This is a genomic window from Sphingosinicella sp. (genome assembly GCF_052388015.1).
Classification (GTDB): Bacteria; Pseudomonadota; Alphaproteobacteria; order Sphingomonadales; family Sphingomonadaceae; genus Allosphingosinicella.
Window position 1 is genome coordinate 1 of the sequence record NZ_JBQTIN010000107.1, and the last position, 12,637, is coordinate 12,637.

At 66.4% G+C, this 12,637-nt stretch carries 19 protein-coding genes and 1 other RNA gene; 11 read left to right on the forward strand and 9 right to left on the reverse strand.

Translation table 11 applies throughout. From position 1 onward, the window contains the following. The 3 genes from ACT4N3_RS08865 to ACT4N3_RS08875 all read left to right on the forward strand — a co-directional run. The coding region (locus tag ACT4N3_RS08865; protein WP_444854857.1) for a S1 RNA-binding domain-containing protein at positions 1–488 on the forward strand (488 nt) is incomplete at its 5' end. Positions 489–693: 205 nt separating this feature from the next. Then, positions 694–996, forward strand: a complete 303-nt coding sequence (locus ACT4N3_RS08870; RefSeq protein ID WP_444854858.1) for a type II toxin-antitoxin system RelE/ParE family toxin — start codon at positions 694–696, stop codon at positions 994–996. After that, entirely contained in the window at positions 986–1,276 is a 291-nt protein-coding gene (locus ACT4N3_RS08875; RefSeq protein ID WP_444854859.1) for an addiction module antidote protein, read from the forward strand. Before ACT4N3_RS08870 ends, ACT4N3_RS08875 begins: the two co-directional genes overlap by 11 nt. Before the next feature lie 323 nt (positions 1,277–1,599). On the opposite strand, the gene ACT4N3_RS08880 is transcribed toward ACT4N3_RS08875, so the two are convergent. Then, on the reverse strand, positions 1,600–1,851 hold the full coding sequence (locus tag ACT4N3_RS08880; RefSeq protein WP_444854860.1) for a hypothetical protein: 252 nt from the start codon (positions 1,849–1,851) through the stop codon (positions 1,600–1,602). 400 nt (positions 1,852–2,251) lie between these two features. Between ACT4N3_RS08880 and ACT4N3_RS08885 the strand changes: the two genes are divergently transcribed. Both ACT4N3_RS08885 and ACT4N3_RS08890 read left to right on the forward strand, forming a co-directional pair. Further along, positions 2,252–3,481 carry an AAA family ATPase gene (locus tag ACT4N3_RS08885; RefSeq protein ID WP_444854861.1) on the forward strand — a complete coding sequence of 410 codons (1,230 nt, stop codon included), beginning with the start codon at positions 2,252–2,254 and terminating at the stop codon, positions 3,479–3,481. After that, a complete protein-coding gene (locus ACT4N3_RS08890; RefSeq protein ID WP_444854862.1) occupies positions 3,478–4,053 on the forward strand; it encodes an RloB domain-containing protein in 576 nt (191 codons plus the stop codon). Before ACT4N3_RS08885 ends, ACT4N3_RS08890 begins: the two co-directional genes overlap by 4 nt. A 247-nt stretch (positions 4,054–4,300) precedes the next feature. Here the strand turns inward: ACT4N3_RS08890 and ACT4N3_RS08895 are convergent, their stop codons facing one another. Continuing rightward, the gene (locus ACT4N3_RS08895) at positions 4,301–4,702 is read right to left on the reverse strand and encodes a type II toxin-antitoxin system HicB family antitoxin (RefSeq protein WP_444854863.1); all 402 of its coding nucleotides are present in this window, start codon (positions 4,700–4,702) and stop codon (positions 4,301–4,303) included. Between the two features lie 380 nt (positions 4,703–5,082). On the opposite strand from ACT4N3_RS08895, the gene ACT4N3_RS08900 reads away from it, so the two are divergent. Continuing rightward, on the forward strand, positions 5,083–5,730 hold the full coding sequence (locus ACT4N3_RS08900; RefSeq protein WP_444854864.1) for a hypothetical protein: 648 nt from the start codon (positions 5,083–5,085) through the stop codon (positions 5,728–5,730). A gap of 197 nt (positions 5,731–5,927) precedes the next feature. Further along, positions 5,928–6,326 (forward strand): PilZ domain-containing protein, encoded by a 399-nt coding sequence (locus tag ACT4N3_RS08905; protein WP_444854865.1) that lies wholly within the window; start codon positions 5,928–5,930, stop codon positions 6,324–6,326. Between the two features lie 29 nt (positions 6,327–6,355). Here the strand turns inward: ACT4N3_RS08905 and ACT4N3_RS08910 are convergent, their stop codons facing one another. After that, the gene (locus tag ACT4N3_RS08910; RefSeq protein ID WP_444854866.1) at positions 6,356–6,622 is read right to left on the reverse strand and encodes a hypothetical protein; all 267 of its coding nucleotides are present in this window, start codon (positions 6,620–6,622) and stop codon (positions 6,356–6,358) included. A gap of 133 nt (positions 6,623–6,755) precedes the next feature. Continuing rightward, complete coding sequence (locus ACT4N3_RS08915) at positions 6,756–7,232, reverse strand: hypothetical protein (RefSeq protein WP_444854867.1); 477 nt, start codon at positions 7,230–7,232, stop codon at positions 6,756–6,758. 252 nt (positions 7,233–7,484) lie between these two features. Between ACT4N3_RS08915 and ACT4N3_RS08920 the strand changes: the two genes are divergently transcribed. After that, entirely contained in the window at positions 7,485–8,174 is a 690-nt protein-coding gene (locus ACT4N3_RS08920; protein WP_444854868.1) for a PilZ domain-containing protein, read from the forward strand. 60 nt (positions 8,175–8,234) lie between these two features. Then, positions 8,235–8,438 carry a hypothetical protein gene (locus ACT4N3_RS08925; protein ID WP_444854869.1) on the forward strand — a complete coding sequence of 68 codons (204 nt, stop codon included), beginning with the start codon at positions 8,235–8,237 and terminating at the stop codon, positions 8,436–8,438. Here ACT4N3_RS08925 and ACT4N3_RS08930 read toward each other — a convergent pair. The 5 genes from ACT4N3_RS08930 to ACT4N3_RS08950 form a co-directional block, all read right to left on the reverse strand. Then, positions 8,435–8,722 carry a hypothetical protein gene (locus ACT4N3_RS08930; RefSeq protein ID WP_444854870.1) on the reverse strand — a complete coding sequence of 96 codons (288 nt, stop codon included), beginning with the start codon at positions 8,720–8,722 and terminating at the stop codon, positions 8,435–8,437. The two genes, ACT4N3_RS08925 and ACT4N3_RS08930, sit on opposite strands and share 4 nt — an antisense overlap. A 23-nt stretch (positions 8,723–8,745) precedes the next feature. Then, on the reverse strand, positions 8,746–9,273 hold the full coding sequence (locus tag ACT4N3_RS08935; RefSeq protein WP_444854871.1) for an NUDIX hydrolase: 528 nt from the start codon (positions 9,271–9,273) through the stop codon (positions 8,746–8,748). A 149-nt stretch (positions 9,274–9,422) separates the two neighbouring features. Then, positions 9,423–10,100 (reverse strand): TPM domain-containing protein, encoded by a 678-nt coding sequence (locus ACT4N3_RS08940; RefSeq protein WP_444854872.1) that lies wholly within the window; start codon positions 10,098–10,100, stop codon positions 9,423–9,425. Continuing rightward, the gene (locus tag ACT4N3_RS08945) at positions 10,094–10,972 is read right to left on the reverse strand and encodes a TPM domain-containing protein (protein ID WP_444854873.1); all 879 of its coding nucleotides are present in this window, start codon (positions 10,970–10,972) and stop codon (positions 10,094–10,096) included. The genes ACT4N3_RS08940 and ACT4N3_RS08945 overlap by 7 nt, the downstream gene beginning before the upstream one ends. Before the next feature lie 111 nt (positions 10,973–11,083). Next, positions 11,084–11,671 (reverse strand): LemA family protein, encoded by a 588-nt coding sequence (locus ACT4N3_RS08950; protein WP_444854874.1) that lies wholly within the window; start codon positions 11,669–11,671, stop codon positions 11,084–11,086. Between the two features lie 78 nt (positions 11,672–11,749). Between ACT4N3_RS08950 and mscL the strand changes: the two genes are divergently transcribed. Continuing rightward, entirely contained in the window at positions 11,750–12,169 is a 420-nt protein-coding gene (gene mscL / locus ACT4N3_RS08955; RefSeq protein WP_444854875.1) for a large conductance mechanosensitive channel protein MscL, read from the forward strand. 89 nt (positions 12,170–12,258) lie between these two features. Further along, positions 12,259–12,637: a transfer-messenger RNA gene (ssrA, locus tag ACT4N3_RS08960) on the forward strand.

The window sequence follows — 12,637 nt, forward strand, 5'->3', positions numbered from 1 at the left end:
AGATGAGGAATGAGCGGGTCGAGAAGCCGACCGACGTCGTCGCCGAAGGCCAGGACGTGAAGGTCAAGGTGCTCGAGGTCGATCCGCGCGGCAAGGTCCGCCTGTCGATGCGCGTCGTCGACCAGGAAACCGGCGCCGAGCTGGAGGACACGAGGCCGCCGCGCGAGCCGCGCGGCGACCGCGATCGCGGCCCGCGCCGTGACGGCGGCGGCGACCGTGGCCGTGGGCCGCGTCGGGACGGCGGCGGCCGCGACGACCGCGGGCCTCGTCGTGAGGGTGGGGGCCGGGACGATCGTCCCCGTGGCGGCGATGATCGCCCGCGCGGCGATCGCGACGACCGTGGTCCGCGCCGTGACGACCGCGACGATCGTGGACCGCGCGGCGAAGGCCGTGGCGATCGTGAGGGGCGCCCGCCCCGCCGCGAGCGCGGCGACGACGGCCCCGCGCCCGAATTCGCCCCGGCGTTCCTGACCCGGGACGACGATTGAGGCTGACCTGCTCCCCTCGCGCACTTGTGGGAGGGGTCGGGGGTGGCCTCTTCTCTTTCGGAAAAAAGTAGCCACCCCTTACCCCTCCACGAAGGCGTGGAGGGGAATCAGGCCCCGCGAGCGATCGCGGGGCCTTTTCTGTTTGCTACCTCAGGGCCGTGTATCCTGTAGTTGACACGTCGGCGCGCGTTGTTTATCAGGCGCGATGATGGAAGTGCGCCAGACGGCGGTGTTTCGCGCCTGGTTCGCCAGGCTGCGCGATATCCGGGCGCAGGCGCAGATCGTACGGCGCATCGAGCGCGCCCAGATGGGCAATCTTGGCGACGTGAAGGCGCTGGGCGACGGTGTCAGCGAGATGCGCATCCATCATGGCGCCGGCTATCGCCTCTATCTGGCACAACATGGCGGGCGGCTGGTGGTCCTGCTGTGCGGCGGGGACAAGGCCAGCCAGGCCGCCGACATCCGCAAGGCCAAAGCAATGGCGAAGGACGCGAACGATGACGCTTGAAACCACGCAATGGGATATCACCGAATTCCTGGCGGACGACGCGGCGGTCGCCGCCTATCTGGACGCGGTGTTCGAGGCAGGCGACCCCGACGAGATGCGCGACGCGCTCCGTCACGTCGCGCGCGCGCGCGGCATGACCGAGCTGGCCCGCGCGGCCGGGATAACGCGGGCCGGGCTCTACAAGGCGCTCGGCGAGAGCGGCAATCCCTCCTTCGCCACCATGATCGCGATCATGAAGGCGCTCGGCGTGAAGCTTGCGGCAAAGCCGGCGGCGGCTTGACGGTCATGGCGCTTGAGACTTTGCCCTTCGATATCGCCGACGAGCTTCACGACGATGAAGCGGTGGCCGTCAATCGACAGGCTCAGGATGATCGGAAAGCCTAACGACGGCCGAGTTCGCGCCGGCGTTTTTGACGCGGGACGACGATTGAGGCTGACCTGCTCCCCTCGCGCACTTGTGGGAGGGGTCGGGGGTGGCCTCTTCTCTTTCGAAAAAGAAGTAGCCACCCCTCACCCCTCCACGAAGGCGTGGAGGGGAATCAGGCCCCGCGGGCGATCGCGGGGCCTTTTCGTTTGCGCAGAATGAGGGCGTTGGGGACGCGACTACGGGCTGACCGGATCGTCGTCGTCGAAGAGGACTCCGGTCGCCATCAGGATGCCGCCCAGCACGATCAGGCCGGCGAGCAACGGCGGAAGCCAGGAGCCGCCCTCCAGCGCACTGCCTTCGGTGGACTCCCCGGCGCGAGCGGCCGGCGCATTGGCCAGGCTGAGCGTGTCGGCCGACTGGCCGATGGCCGGGGCGCCGGCGGTGAGAATGGAAATGGCGGCAAGCGCCGCGAGCTTGTTCGAACGCATGAGGATACTCCCTGCCCGGATACGAGGGCGAGCAGCCAACCCCGCGTTGGAGCCCATGTTCCGGGCGATCAGCAGGGCCGTGCTTCAGGCGGGGTGGGGCGAGTGCAGCGGCGAAGGCCGTAGCGACCGGGGCCCGCGCTCCGAGCGCGTCCTTCGACAGGCTCAGGATGATCGGGAAGGCCCCGCGCCCGAATTCGCGCCGGCGTTTTTGACCCGGGACGACGATTGATCTGTTCCCCGGCGAAGGCCGGGGTCCAGGCTGAAATGAGGAAGGCTCCGCGAGCGATCGCGGGGCCTTTTCATATATTGGAAGGGCCTATAAAGCCGCACTGGCGATCTGAAATCTAGAGATTGACATTTTTATGTGAAAATCGTATATTCAGGCCAGAAGGAGTCGGCCGTGCTCTATCGCTTGGAGATCGAGAATTTCTTTTCGATCCGAGACCCGCAAATTCTGGACGTCATTGTCGCTCCCAATGTGAGCGATCCGGATGCCCGTTATTGCCCAATCTTCGAAGGTTCGGAGTTGCGGGCACCAAAGGTTTTGGCGCTCTACGGACCCAACGCGTCGGGAAAGACGACGGTTCTGAGGGCGCTCGAATTCATCGTCAGTTTCGTGCGCGATAGTTCACAGCGGACCGTGCCCGGCTTTTCCTGTGAGCGGTTCAATGACGAGCCATCGCGCTGGCGGCCCATACGTCTCGCTATCGAGTTCGGTGGGGTCATGGATTTTACAGTAGAGGTGCGCGAGCGTGCCGAGCAGGGCGAGCCGGTGCAGCATGGGGTGTATCGTTACGAGCTAGAAATCGAAGTCGAGGACGGCGCTCCGCACCGCGTTACGAGCGAAATCCTACGGCAAAAGCCCGGCGCAAAAGGAAAATGGCAACGCGTCTTTGAGCGCGACCAATCGGGAGATGTGGTTGGTTCCAAGTCGTTCCCCCTCTCAGGCTATCGGCACCTGATCAACACGTTGCGGCCAAATGCGTCGGTTATTTCCTCCTTTGCGATGTTTCAGCATCCGACGGCGCAGCTCTTCCAGGAAGCTGCGCGTAAAGTCCTATCCATCATGGCGATTGGCGGGACTATCGACGATGCGGCCGTGATTGAGTTTCTCGCACAACGGCCAGACCTCGTGGAGATGCTCAACCGCGACCTAAAACGAGTCGACGTGGGTGTGGAGGCTATGCGGATTGAGCGAGGCAGCAATGGGCCGATGCCTATGTTTCGGCATGAAGGCCTTCAGGTTGAAATGCCTTGGATACTAGAAAGCCACGGCACCCGCACTTTTATCCGGCTCTTCCCGCTTCTTGCAATGACACTGGGGCAAGGTGGCATCGCGATTATCGACGAATTCGACGTGATGATCCATCCGCTTGTGCTGCCCGAGCTATTGCGCTGGTTTTATGATAAAGAGCAGCGGAATCCGCTCGATGCGCAAATTTGGTTGAGCTGCCATTCTGCATCGCTACTTGATGATCTCACGAAGGAGGAAGTGATCCTTTGTGAAAAGGATCATCAAGGTCGCACCCAGATTTTCAGCCTGATGGACATGAAATCGATTAGGCGGGACGATAATCTTTATCGCAAATATCTCAGCGGTGTTTACGGCGCCGTTCCGCAGATCGGATGAGTTATCGACGGCGCCCGCTGATCGAGCCGAGGCGCCCGATCTTTTTCGGCTGCGAAGGGCAGTGCGAGACAGGCTATGGCGCATTGTTGGCTGGCTTTGCCGATGATGCGGGCATCCGGGTTCATCTAGAAATAGTTGACCTCGCGCCGGCTGGCGACCCGCTGGCGCGAGTAGAAAAAGCCGAGGCCCGGATCGCTCACCTTCGAAGAAGGCGGGGTACGTTTGCCGAGAAGTTCATCCTACTCGATGGCGATCAGAAGGCGGAGAATCCACAACGAACTGCTCAAGCTATCGCTCTAGCCGCTCGTCTCGGTATTGCGCTTGTTTGGCAGGAGCCATGCCATGAGGCCCTGCTGCTCAGGCATCTTCCAGGTCGGGCGGCAGCTCGTCCTCCGACTTCGCAAGCAGCGCTCCAAGCGCTTCAGAACGAATGGCAAGAGTACGCCAAGCCGATGACACGCGTCGATCTTACGCCTCGGATCGACCTCGCTGGCGCGCTACGTGCCGCCGCTGTTGAGCCGGATCTCACGGGCTTGCTGCGCGCAATTGGGCTGATCAATGAGGAAGCATAGGCGGTAGCGCGCGCCTTACCTTAGCTGACTATCCTTGCTCCCGCGCCGGTTTATGCCGCCGGTCGCCTGCCTCGTTGAACGCCGGGTGCCGTCACGAACTGAATTCGTGAGGTGACCTACGGTCGAATTTCGTTTCAGTCCTGTCCCCCTTCGACAGGCTCAGGACAGACTGGCCGGGCACGGAACGGTCTACGGCGCCGGTTGCCGTTTACGGCGCAAACGTCGCGTTGCGCTTAGCGCTTCGGGCTTAAGCCGATTGCAATTCGCGTTTCGCGGCCAGGGCGACCCTGGCGGCTTCCGACAGAAAGCCCGAGCGGTTCTTCGCCACCCGGTCGATCGCCGCGACAAGCCCTTCGTCCATGGTGATGTTCAGGCGCACGGCCTTTCCGGGCTTGTCGGCCCTCACCAACAGGCGCGCGACCTCATCCACTTCCGGATCCCGTTCGATATCCTCCAGGGCGGAAGGATCGGCCAATTCATCGCCGTGCTGAGCCGAGACGAGCAAATGGCCGTCCAGAGCCTCTTCGGCATTGAGAGCCGCCTCGGTCGCGGTGGCGCCATATGAGGTGCATCCCGGCAGATCGGGGAAGAAGACGCTAAACCCCTCGCCGGCGCGCTCGATGATCGCTGGATACATGACGGTGGCCACGGGCCTTACTCCTTTCGATATGCGTATAGATACACACTAAGTGCCCGTTTGTCAAGCGATCGCCTTATCGGAGCCTCACGCCGCTCTGTTTCTCGATGCTCTTGATCGTTCCAACCGCCATGTTTGAATCCGGGTGAGGGACGGTGACGGTTCCTTTGGCCGGGCGTGGAACGGCTCTACGCGCTGGTTGACGTTGCTGCGCGCACGTCGGTTTCGCCTCGGTGCCGCTTCGCGTCAGCGGCCCCCGGATCAAGTCCGGGGTCGGCGTTCCGGGCGAAGGGGGATCGAAGTCCGGGATGACGGAGGGCGGGGGCGTTTGCGCTTTCCTACAGGGGTTCGCCGGGCATAAGTGACTGGCCTCCAACGAAGGAGGCAAGGCCATGAATCCGAAGACGAGCGAGAAACGCCGCGCCGCCTTTCTCGCCGCGCTGCGCGCCACCGGCAATCACAGCATCGCGGCCGAGCGGGCGCGGGTGTCGCGGCGGTGGGTTTGTTGGCGCAAGGCCAATGACCCCGCCTTCGCCCGCGCCTGCGAGGCGGCCCTTCGACAGGCTCAGGGCAGGCTCAGGACAGACCCTCACCCCAGCCTCTCCCGCAAGCGGGAGAGGGGAAAATCGTGCAAGCCGCCGGCCGGCTGGGGCGCGCAGGACGGCGAGGAGCTGGTCGTCACGCTCGGGCCCGACGGCCGGCGCAAGATCGTCCGGGCGCGGCTGGGGCAGTGGACGCCGCGGATCGAGGCGCGCTTCTGCACCGCGCTCGCGGCCTGCGCCAACGTCGCTCATGCGTTGCGGGCGGTGGGGATCACGCCCGCCTCCGCCTATCGCCACCGCGCGCGCTGGCCGGACTTCGCGGCGCGCTGGGACGCGGCGGTCGCGGCCGGGCGCGAGCATGTGGAGCGGGACCTGGTCACCGGGGCGATCGCCCTGCTCGATCCGGAGGTCGAGCCGCCCGAGGGGCTGGGGCCGATGAGCGTCGCCCAGGCGATCACCGTCGCCCGGATCACGCGGCGGCGGGGCGTTCTGGAGTGAAGGGGAACCCACCCCGGCCCCTCCCTGAAGTCAGGGAGGGGAGGTGAGGGGTTTGGGGCGAGATCTCCGTCGGCGGCGTTGCACGCCGGCGGCGCTGCGCTCGGCTTTTCGGGCATCGCCGGTCAATCGTTCGCTAACTTCCCGATGCTAGGGGCAAACCAGCGGGTCGAACGGCACAGCGGACCGCGCCGCGTGTTTTGCGAGGTCTGCGGGTGAAGCTTGCTGATTGGGCCAATGCGATCCGATCGACCGTCGGCCTCGAGGCCGACGCGGAGCCGGAGGCCGTCGAGCGGCGGCGCGAAGCCCGCTGCCTGAGCAATCGCAAGGTCATCGTGCGCCAGCGCAAGACGCTGGGGATCCTGCACCTCAAGAACATCTCGAGCACAGGCGGCTGCGGGCTCACCGACATGCCGCTGGCCGTGGGTTCGCTGGTCTTCGTGGAGCTTCGCAAGCCCCACTTCTTCGCGGCCGAGGTGCGGTGGGTGCGGAGCCTCTCGATCGGGCTGCAGTTTTTCCGCCCGGTGCGCGCGGAGATGTTCGAAAAAGCGCCCGAGCCGGCGCCGGCCCCGCCGAAGAAGAAGCGCGGAACAGGCTAGCGGCCCGCGCCCCGGATCGGACTGATCCGCTATCCGAGTCTGGCGGGTCCGAGGGGGGCGTGCTCGACGGCCTCGTCGCCGAAGGAGTCGGCCAGCTCCGCCGCCTCGATGCGGCCGCCATCGGCCGTTTCGATATGCAGCTTGCGGCGGCCCTCGACCGACATCATCGCGGCATAATCGAAGCACCGCCTCAGATCGTCGCTGACCAGCTCGCGATAGTGGGGCGAGCCATCCGTTTCGGGAGGCAGATCCTCAAGCAGGGTCGCTCCCATGGCCCAATCGTAATCCCTGGCCATGCGCCGATCCTTTCCCGCGGCCCTCTTGTTTGAGGCCTATGATCCACAACGCCCGGTGGGTTCGGCCGTTCCTGGCCGTTAGCGGACCGGCTGAAACAGGAAAGGCCCGGCGGGCGGCGACGCGGGCCTTTGCCTAGTTCCCGGCCGGCCGGGCGCTCCGTATCAGGCCCAGGCGGATCATCTCGGCGACGTCGGCTTGCGGGCGGAAGCCGGTGAAGGGGAGCGGGCGGCCGCCCTCGACGCGGTGGTGGAGGAACAGCACGCCATAGGCGCCGCGGCGGCCGGTCTCCGGCGCATAGCGCAGGCTGCCGCAACTGGTGTCGTAGGACAAGCCGTAGAGCGCGACGCGCTGATCGACCGCGAGCTCGCCTTTATAGACGTGGAGGATACGGACCGTGCCGGCGCGCCCGGTAAAGGCGCCGGTGGCGAAATCGAGATCGCCGTCCCCGATCGGGCTCTCGACGACCGCATAGACGATCGCCTGCGCCGTCGCGACGTCGCGGCGCAAGGCTTCCTCCCGGGTCGGCGGGACATAACCGGGCGGCGGGGGCGGGCAGGCGGGGGCGGCGGCGCCGCATCCCAGCACCATGAGCGCCATCAACCGCTTCATGCTTTGCCTCCCCGCGCGGCGGATCATAGCATTGGCGGGATCGGGGCGACAGGGGCGTGGCTGTCGCCCGGCGACGCAGGCTGGCCGGCACTGCGCTCGGCGCTCATAGTTAACAAATGGTAAATTTAACCAAGTAAAATCAAGTATTTGATGGAACCGGACGCGCGCTCATTGCTTTAGATCAAACTATTCGACGCATCTTTTTCGGGCCGGATAGCAGGGAGAACAAAAGCGAGAGCGAGGAGGAAGGTCATGGCACGTGCGCAGTTGATCGATGACGAGATGGAGATCCAGCCCGATGCCGAGGCCGAGCCGGATCGCCGCGCCGATCACAGGTTCCGGACCGTCTATCGCACCGCGAAGGTCGGCTGCGCCGGCGAGCTCGCCCTCTGGCGGGTGCGCAACATCTCCGATCGCGGTATCATGCTGGAGGTCGACCGGCCGATCGATCCCGGCGAGCGGCTGGAGATCGCCTTGTCAGAAACCATGCTGATCGAGGCGCGGGTGGTGTGGGCGGCGAACGGCCGCTGCGGCGCCGTGTTCCGCGAGCCGATCGATTGCCCGATGCTGCTGCAGGAGCTGGCGGCGGAGCGGCGCAAGCTCGGCTACCGGGCGCCGCGGCTGCCGGTGATCGCCCAGGCGACGGCGTCGAACGAGCATGGCGCGGCGAAGGTCGAGCTGTTCAATCTGTCGCAATATGGCGTCGGCTTCGCCCATGACGGCCGCTTTCATCCGGGCATGGCGGTGAAGCTGAAGGTCGCGGGCGCGCCGGAGCGGCGCGGCGTGGTGCGCTGGTCCCGGGACGGGCGCGCCGGCCTGTTCCTGACCGAGCCTTTTTCCTGCACCGACCTGCACAGCATCGCGAGCGGGCGGGCCATGGCGGCGGAGGAGCGGCGGTCGCAGGAGAGTGGCATTCTCCTGCGAAACGATGTAAGTGCTTGATCCAGCACGCCGGCCGATTGCAATGGGTGTCCTGCCGGCGCGAGATTCCGGCGGTGAGGCATGGCCACCTCGAAGCCAAGTACGGAACAGAAGCGTCTTGCCGCGCTCTGCGAGCAAGCGATTTCCGAGCTTCAGTCGGAACGGCGGGCGGCGCGGAGCCCCGGCGAGAAAGAACAGCTGAGCACCCAGATCGCGGTGATGCGCGACATGCTCGGCCGGGCGCGGGGGCCATCGGGCGGGAAGAAAGGCGAAGCGGGGCGCTAGCGGCGGGCGCGGTTCGCGGGCGCGGCGTTGGCGGCCGGCGGCGGTGCAGCGGTGTTGGTCGCGGCCGGCATCGCCTGATTGGCCTGGCTGTTGGCGATCGCGTCGATCTGGTTCTGCACCTCGGCCTCCACGCCACGGACCTGATTCTCGGTCTCGGCGTCGAGCTGGCGGGCCAAATTCTCGATTTCGGCCGTGGTGCGATCGTAGCGGTTGGCGACCGGCTCCTCCGGCGCGGTGCAGGCGGAGAGGGCGAGGAGGGCGGCGAGGCCGGCGCGGCGGGTCATGCCGCTCTTTACGCCGGAAGGAGTCAGGCGAGCAATTCCCGGCCGAGCAGGAGGAGCAGTTTGACGTCGATGGCGAGGCCCTCGGCGCGCTTGCCGGCGACGAAGCCGGCGACGCCGGCGAGGGGCACGCGGTGGACAAGGATATTCTCGCCATGGACGCCGCCGCCTTCGCCCACCTTCGTGAGGCCCTCGGCGCGGAGCAAGGTGAAGCTCTCCGAGACCATGCCGGGCGAGCTGTACCAGCGGCCGAGATCGCGCATCCGCCCGGCGCGGTAGCCGGCTTCCTCCTCCAGCTCGCGGATCGCCGCCACTTCGCATTCTTCGCCCTCGGCATCGTCACCGACCAGGCCCGCGGGGAGCTCGAGGCAGTTGCAGCCGAGCGGCACGCGATATTGCTCGACGAGGAGGATGTGCGCGCCCTCCTCGTCTTCGTCGATCGCGACGATAACGGCGGCGTGGATGTTGCGGGTGCGCGAGACATATTCCCACGCCCCCTGCTTGCGGACGACGAGATATTTGCCCTCCCAAACGGTTTCGGGGGTGTCGTCCATCTAGTCCTCCCTGTCCGCGCAGCGGATGGGGAGGGGGACCGCGTGCAACGCGGTGGAGGGGCCAGCGGCGCGGCTCAGCCCCTCCACCGCCCTCCGGGCGGTCCCCCTCCCCACGCCTACGGCGCAGGGAGGATAAGGAGGCGTGCAGCTCACAGCTCCACCAGCCGGTCGGGCAGCTCGTTCTCGTCGTGCGGGATCGGCGGCAGGATCGGCGCGAGCACGTCGCCGACTTGTCCGACCGCTTTGGCGAGGCCGTCGCCGGGGCGGCCGGCCTTCACCTCGTCGATCAAGGCGGCGAGGGCGGCGACCCAGACGTCGGCCGGCACCTTCTCGGTGATCGCCTGATCGGCGACGATCTCGGCCCGGTGCTCCGCGATCGAGAGATAGATGAGGACGCCGGTGCGGCCGCGGGTCTTCAATTCGCATCCCGTCCGGAAGACCTCGACCGCGCGGCGATGAACGCGGCGCGCCTTGGTCCGTCGCGGAGTCAGCGCCATGCGCAGCGGCATGTAGGCGAGCGCGTAGCGGACGATCAGGAAGAACAGGGCCATCTTGACGAACATCAGGACCATGAGCGTCCGGAAGCTCAGCTCCGCGTTCCAGCCGAGAAAGAGGCCGAGACCCCAGTCGATCCAGCCCTGCGGCACGACCGCGCCGAGCGCCGGCACCAGCAGCATCGCGAGCACCGCGTAATGCAGCCCGACATCGTGATAGAAATCGGAGCGTGCGGCGACGATGGTGACGATCTCGCCCGAGCTTTTCGCCTCGGCGGCGCGAACCGCGTCGGTAACCTTTTCATGGTCGGCTTCGGTGAGGCGGGTCACCATGAGCCCGACGCCCCGCCACCGCCGAACGAGCCGCCGCCGCCCGAAAAGCCGCCGCCTCCGCCGCCGCCCCAGGAGGAGCCGCCGCCGCCGCTCCAGGAGGACCCGCCCGAAGAGCCGCCGCGCAGGGCGGCATCGAGCACAGCGCCGGCGATGAACCAGCCGAGCCCGCTGTCGCCACCCCGGTCATAGTCCCGCCCCCAGGGCGACACCCGGCCGCGGCGGTAGCGACGGCCGCTCCCGACGCCGAGCCCGCCCAGAACGCCGCCGATCACGCTGAAGCCGACGGTGGAGATGACGACGACGATCAGGATCCATTCCAGGGCGCCGCCACCGCCGTCGTCGCCGCGCGCGTCCGCGCTGTCGCGCGCGCGCTCCGCCTCGATCGCCCGTTGCTCGGCCGCCTCGGGCGGCGCCGCGAGCTGGGAAACCAGAGCGGCGGTGCCGACCTCGATCCCGCCCGCATAATCGTTCGCGCGGAAGCGCGGCACGATCTGCTCATTGATGATCCGGCTGGACAAAGCGTCGGTGAGGATGCCTTCGAGGCCGTAGCCGACCTCGATCCTGACCCGGCGCTGATTCGGCGCGACAAGCAGGATGACGCCGTTATTGGCCTCCGACTGGCCGATCCCCCAGTGCCGGCCGAGCCGGTAGCCATAATCCACAATCTCATAGCCTTCGAGATCGGCGATCGTGGCGACGACGAGCTGGCGGCTGGTGGCGCGCTGGAGTTGCTCCAGCTGAAGCGTCATCGCCGCCTCGCGGTCGTCCGGGATGATGTTCGCCTGATCGACGACCCGGCCGCTCAGCGGCGGGAAGGTCTGCGCGGCGGCGGGCGCGGCCAGCAGGCCAACGAGGATGACGACAAGGCGCAAGAACCACCGCTCGCCCTGAGCCTGTCGAAGGGCTGACCTTCTTGGTAGCTCAGGGACAGGACGGGGCTTCGACAGGCTCAGCCCGAACGGTGGTTGTTTCAGCGCGTCCACCTATTGCTGGTTGCCGAAATCCACGGTCGGGGCGCGCTGGGCCGCTTCCTCGGCCTGGAACGGCGCCATCGGCTGCGAGCCGTAGATGACGCGCGCGCCGATCACGCCGGGGAAGGTGCGGATCTCGGTATTATAGGCCTGCACCGCCGCGTTGTAATCGCGCCGGGCGACGGCGATGCGGTTTTCGGTGCCCTCCAGCTGGCTCTGCAGGTCGCGGAAGTTCGCGTTGCTCTGCAGCTCCGGATAGGCCTCCTGCAGCCGCTGCAGCGACTGGGTCAGTTGAAACTGCGCGGCCTGGTAGCGGGCGACGGCGGCTGGGTCGGTGAGCTGGTCGGGCGTCACCGTGATCCGGGTCGCGGAGGCGCGCGCCTCGGTCACCTCGCGCAGCACGGTACGCTCCTGCGTGGCGGCGGCGCGGACGGTGTTGACCAGGTTCGGGATCAGGTCGGCGCGGCGCTGATACTGGTTCTGGACGTCGGCCCATTTCGCCTTCGCGGCCTCCTCGGCGGTCGGGATCGAGTTGATGCCGCAGGCGGAGAGAGTGACGGTCAGCGCCGCGAAGACGGCGAGAAGCAGGCGATTGCGCACGGGCGAAGCCCTCCCTTTGCAATGATGCGGCTGGAAACGTAGGTAGTCCGGAACGCCTGCGCAACGGGAGGGGCCATCATGCTTCGCGAATTCCGGGATTTCATCGCCCGCGGCAACGTGCTCGATCTCGCCGTCGCGGTGATCATCGGCGCCGCCTTCGCGACGATCACCACCGCGCTGACCGAGGACATGATCATGCCGGTGGTCGGCGCGCTCTTCGGCGGGCTCGATTTCTCCTCTTACTTCGTGCTCTTGGGGCCGGTGCCGGCCGGCTATGCGGGCTCGCCGAACGATTATGCGGCGCTCAAGGCCGCCGGCGCGCCGGTGCTCGGCTGGGGCCAGTTCCTCACCGTCCTGATCAACTTCCTGATCCTCGCCTTCATCATTTTCCTGCTCGTCAAGATGGCGAACAAGGTGGTGACCAAGCAGATCGGCGAGGACCCGGCCGATATCCAGCTGCTGCGCGAGATCAGGGACGAGCTGCGGAAGAAGGGTTAGATCGTCATTGCGAGGCGGTAGCGCCGGAGCAATCCAGCGGCGCAGAGTGGATTACTTCGCTCCGCTCGCAACGACGTGAAACCCGCCGCTCACTTCACATTAAGGGGCGATTCCCTATATAGGGCGTGCCGGTTTCGGCCGGCTATGGCGATAAACGACGGTGTGCAATAGGCACAGCGGACCCGGGGGCAGTACCCGGCGGCTCCACCATAAGAGCTGAGTCCGCATGAGAAGGCACGCTTCATGCGTGTCGGCTCTGCGGTTCTTCTCTTCTGATGGGGCCGAACCAGGATCGACGTGTGTTGAAAAGCACCGACTTTTGCCCGGAATGGGACCACCGTGACGGCCCATACACAAGTGCCAACGATAACGAGGCGCTCGCGATTGCCGCGTAACCAATGACCTAACGGTCTGAAGTTACAAGGACAAAAGCGCGGTTCGGGCCGCACCGGGCAACAGAAGCGGATT

What these genes read in the sequence shown, in the direction of transcription:
- ACT4N3_RS08870 (WP_444854858.1), top strand. Translation starts at nt 694, where the DNA reads ATGATGGAAGTGCGCCAGACGGCGGTGTTTCGCGCCTGGTTCGCCAGG.
- ACT4N3_RS08875 (WP_444854859.1), top strand. Translation starts at nt 986, where the DNA reads ATGACGCTTGAAACCACGCAATGGGATATCACCGAATTCCTGGCGGAC.
- ACT4N3_RS08880 (WP_444854860.1), bottom strand. Translation starts at nt 1,851, where the DNA reads ATGCGTTCGAACAAGCTCGCGGCGCTTGCCGCCATTTCCATTCTCACC.
- ACT4N3_RS08890 (WP_444854862.1), top strand. Translation starts at nt 3,478, where the DNA reads ATGAGTTATCGACGGCGCCCGCTGATCGAGCCGAGGCGCCCGATCTTT.
- ACT4N3_RS08900 (WP_444854864.1), top strand. Translation starts at nt 5,083, where the DNA reads ATGAATCCGAAGACGAGCGAGAAACGCCGCGCCGCCTTTCTCGCCGCG.
- ACT4N3_RS08910 (WP_444854866.1), bottom strand. Translation starts at nt 6,622, where the DNA reads ATGGCCAGGGATTACGATTGGGCCATGGGAGCGACCCTGCTTGAGGAT.
- ACT4N3_RS08915 (WP_444854867.1), bottom strand. Translation starts at nt 7,232, where the DNA reads ATGAAGCGGTTGATGGCGCTCATGGTGCTGGGATGCGGCGCCGCCGCC.
- ACT4N3_RS08920 (WP_444854868.1), top strand. Translation starts at nt 7,485, where the DNA reads ATGGCACGTGCGCAGTTGATCGATGACGAGATGGAGATCCAGCCCGAT.
- ACT4N3_RS08925 (WP_444854869.1), top strand. Translation starts at nt 8,235, where the DNA reads ATGGCCACCTCGAAGCCAAGTACGGAACAGAAGCGTCTTGCCGCGCTC.
- ACT4N3_RS08930 (WP_444854870.1), bottom strand. Translation starts at nt 8,722, where the DNA reads ATGACCCGCCGCGCCGGCCTCGCCGCCCTCCTCGCCCTCTCCGCCTGC.
- ACT4N3_RS08935 (WP_444854871.1), bottom strand. Translation starts at nt 9,273, where the DNA reads ATGGACGACACCCCCGAAACCGTTTGGGAGGGCAAATATCTCGTCGTC.
- ACT4N3_RS08940 (WP_444854872.1), bottom strand. Translation starts at nt 10,100, where the DNA reads ATGGTGACCCGCCTCACCGAAGCCGACCATGAAAAGGTTACCGACGCG.
- mscL (WP_444854875.1), top strand. Translation starts at nt 11,750, where the DNA reads ATGCTTCGCGAATTCCGGGATTTCATCGCCCGCGGCAACGTGCTCGAT.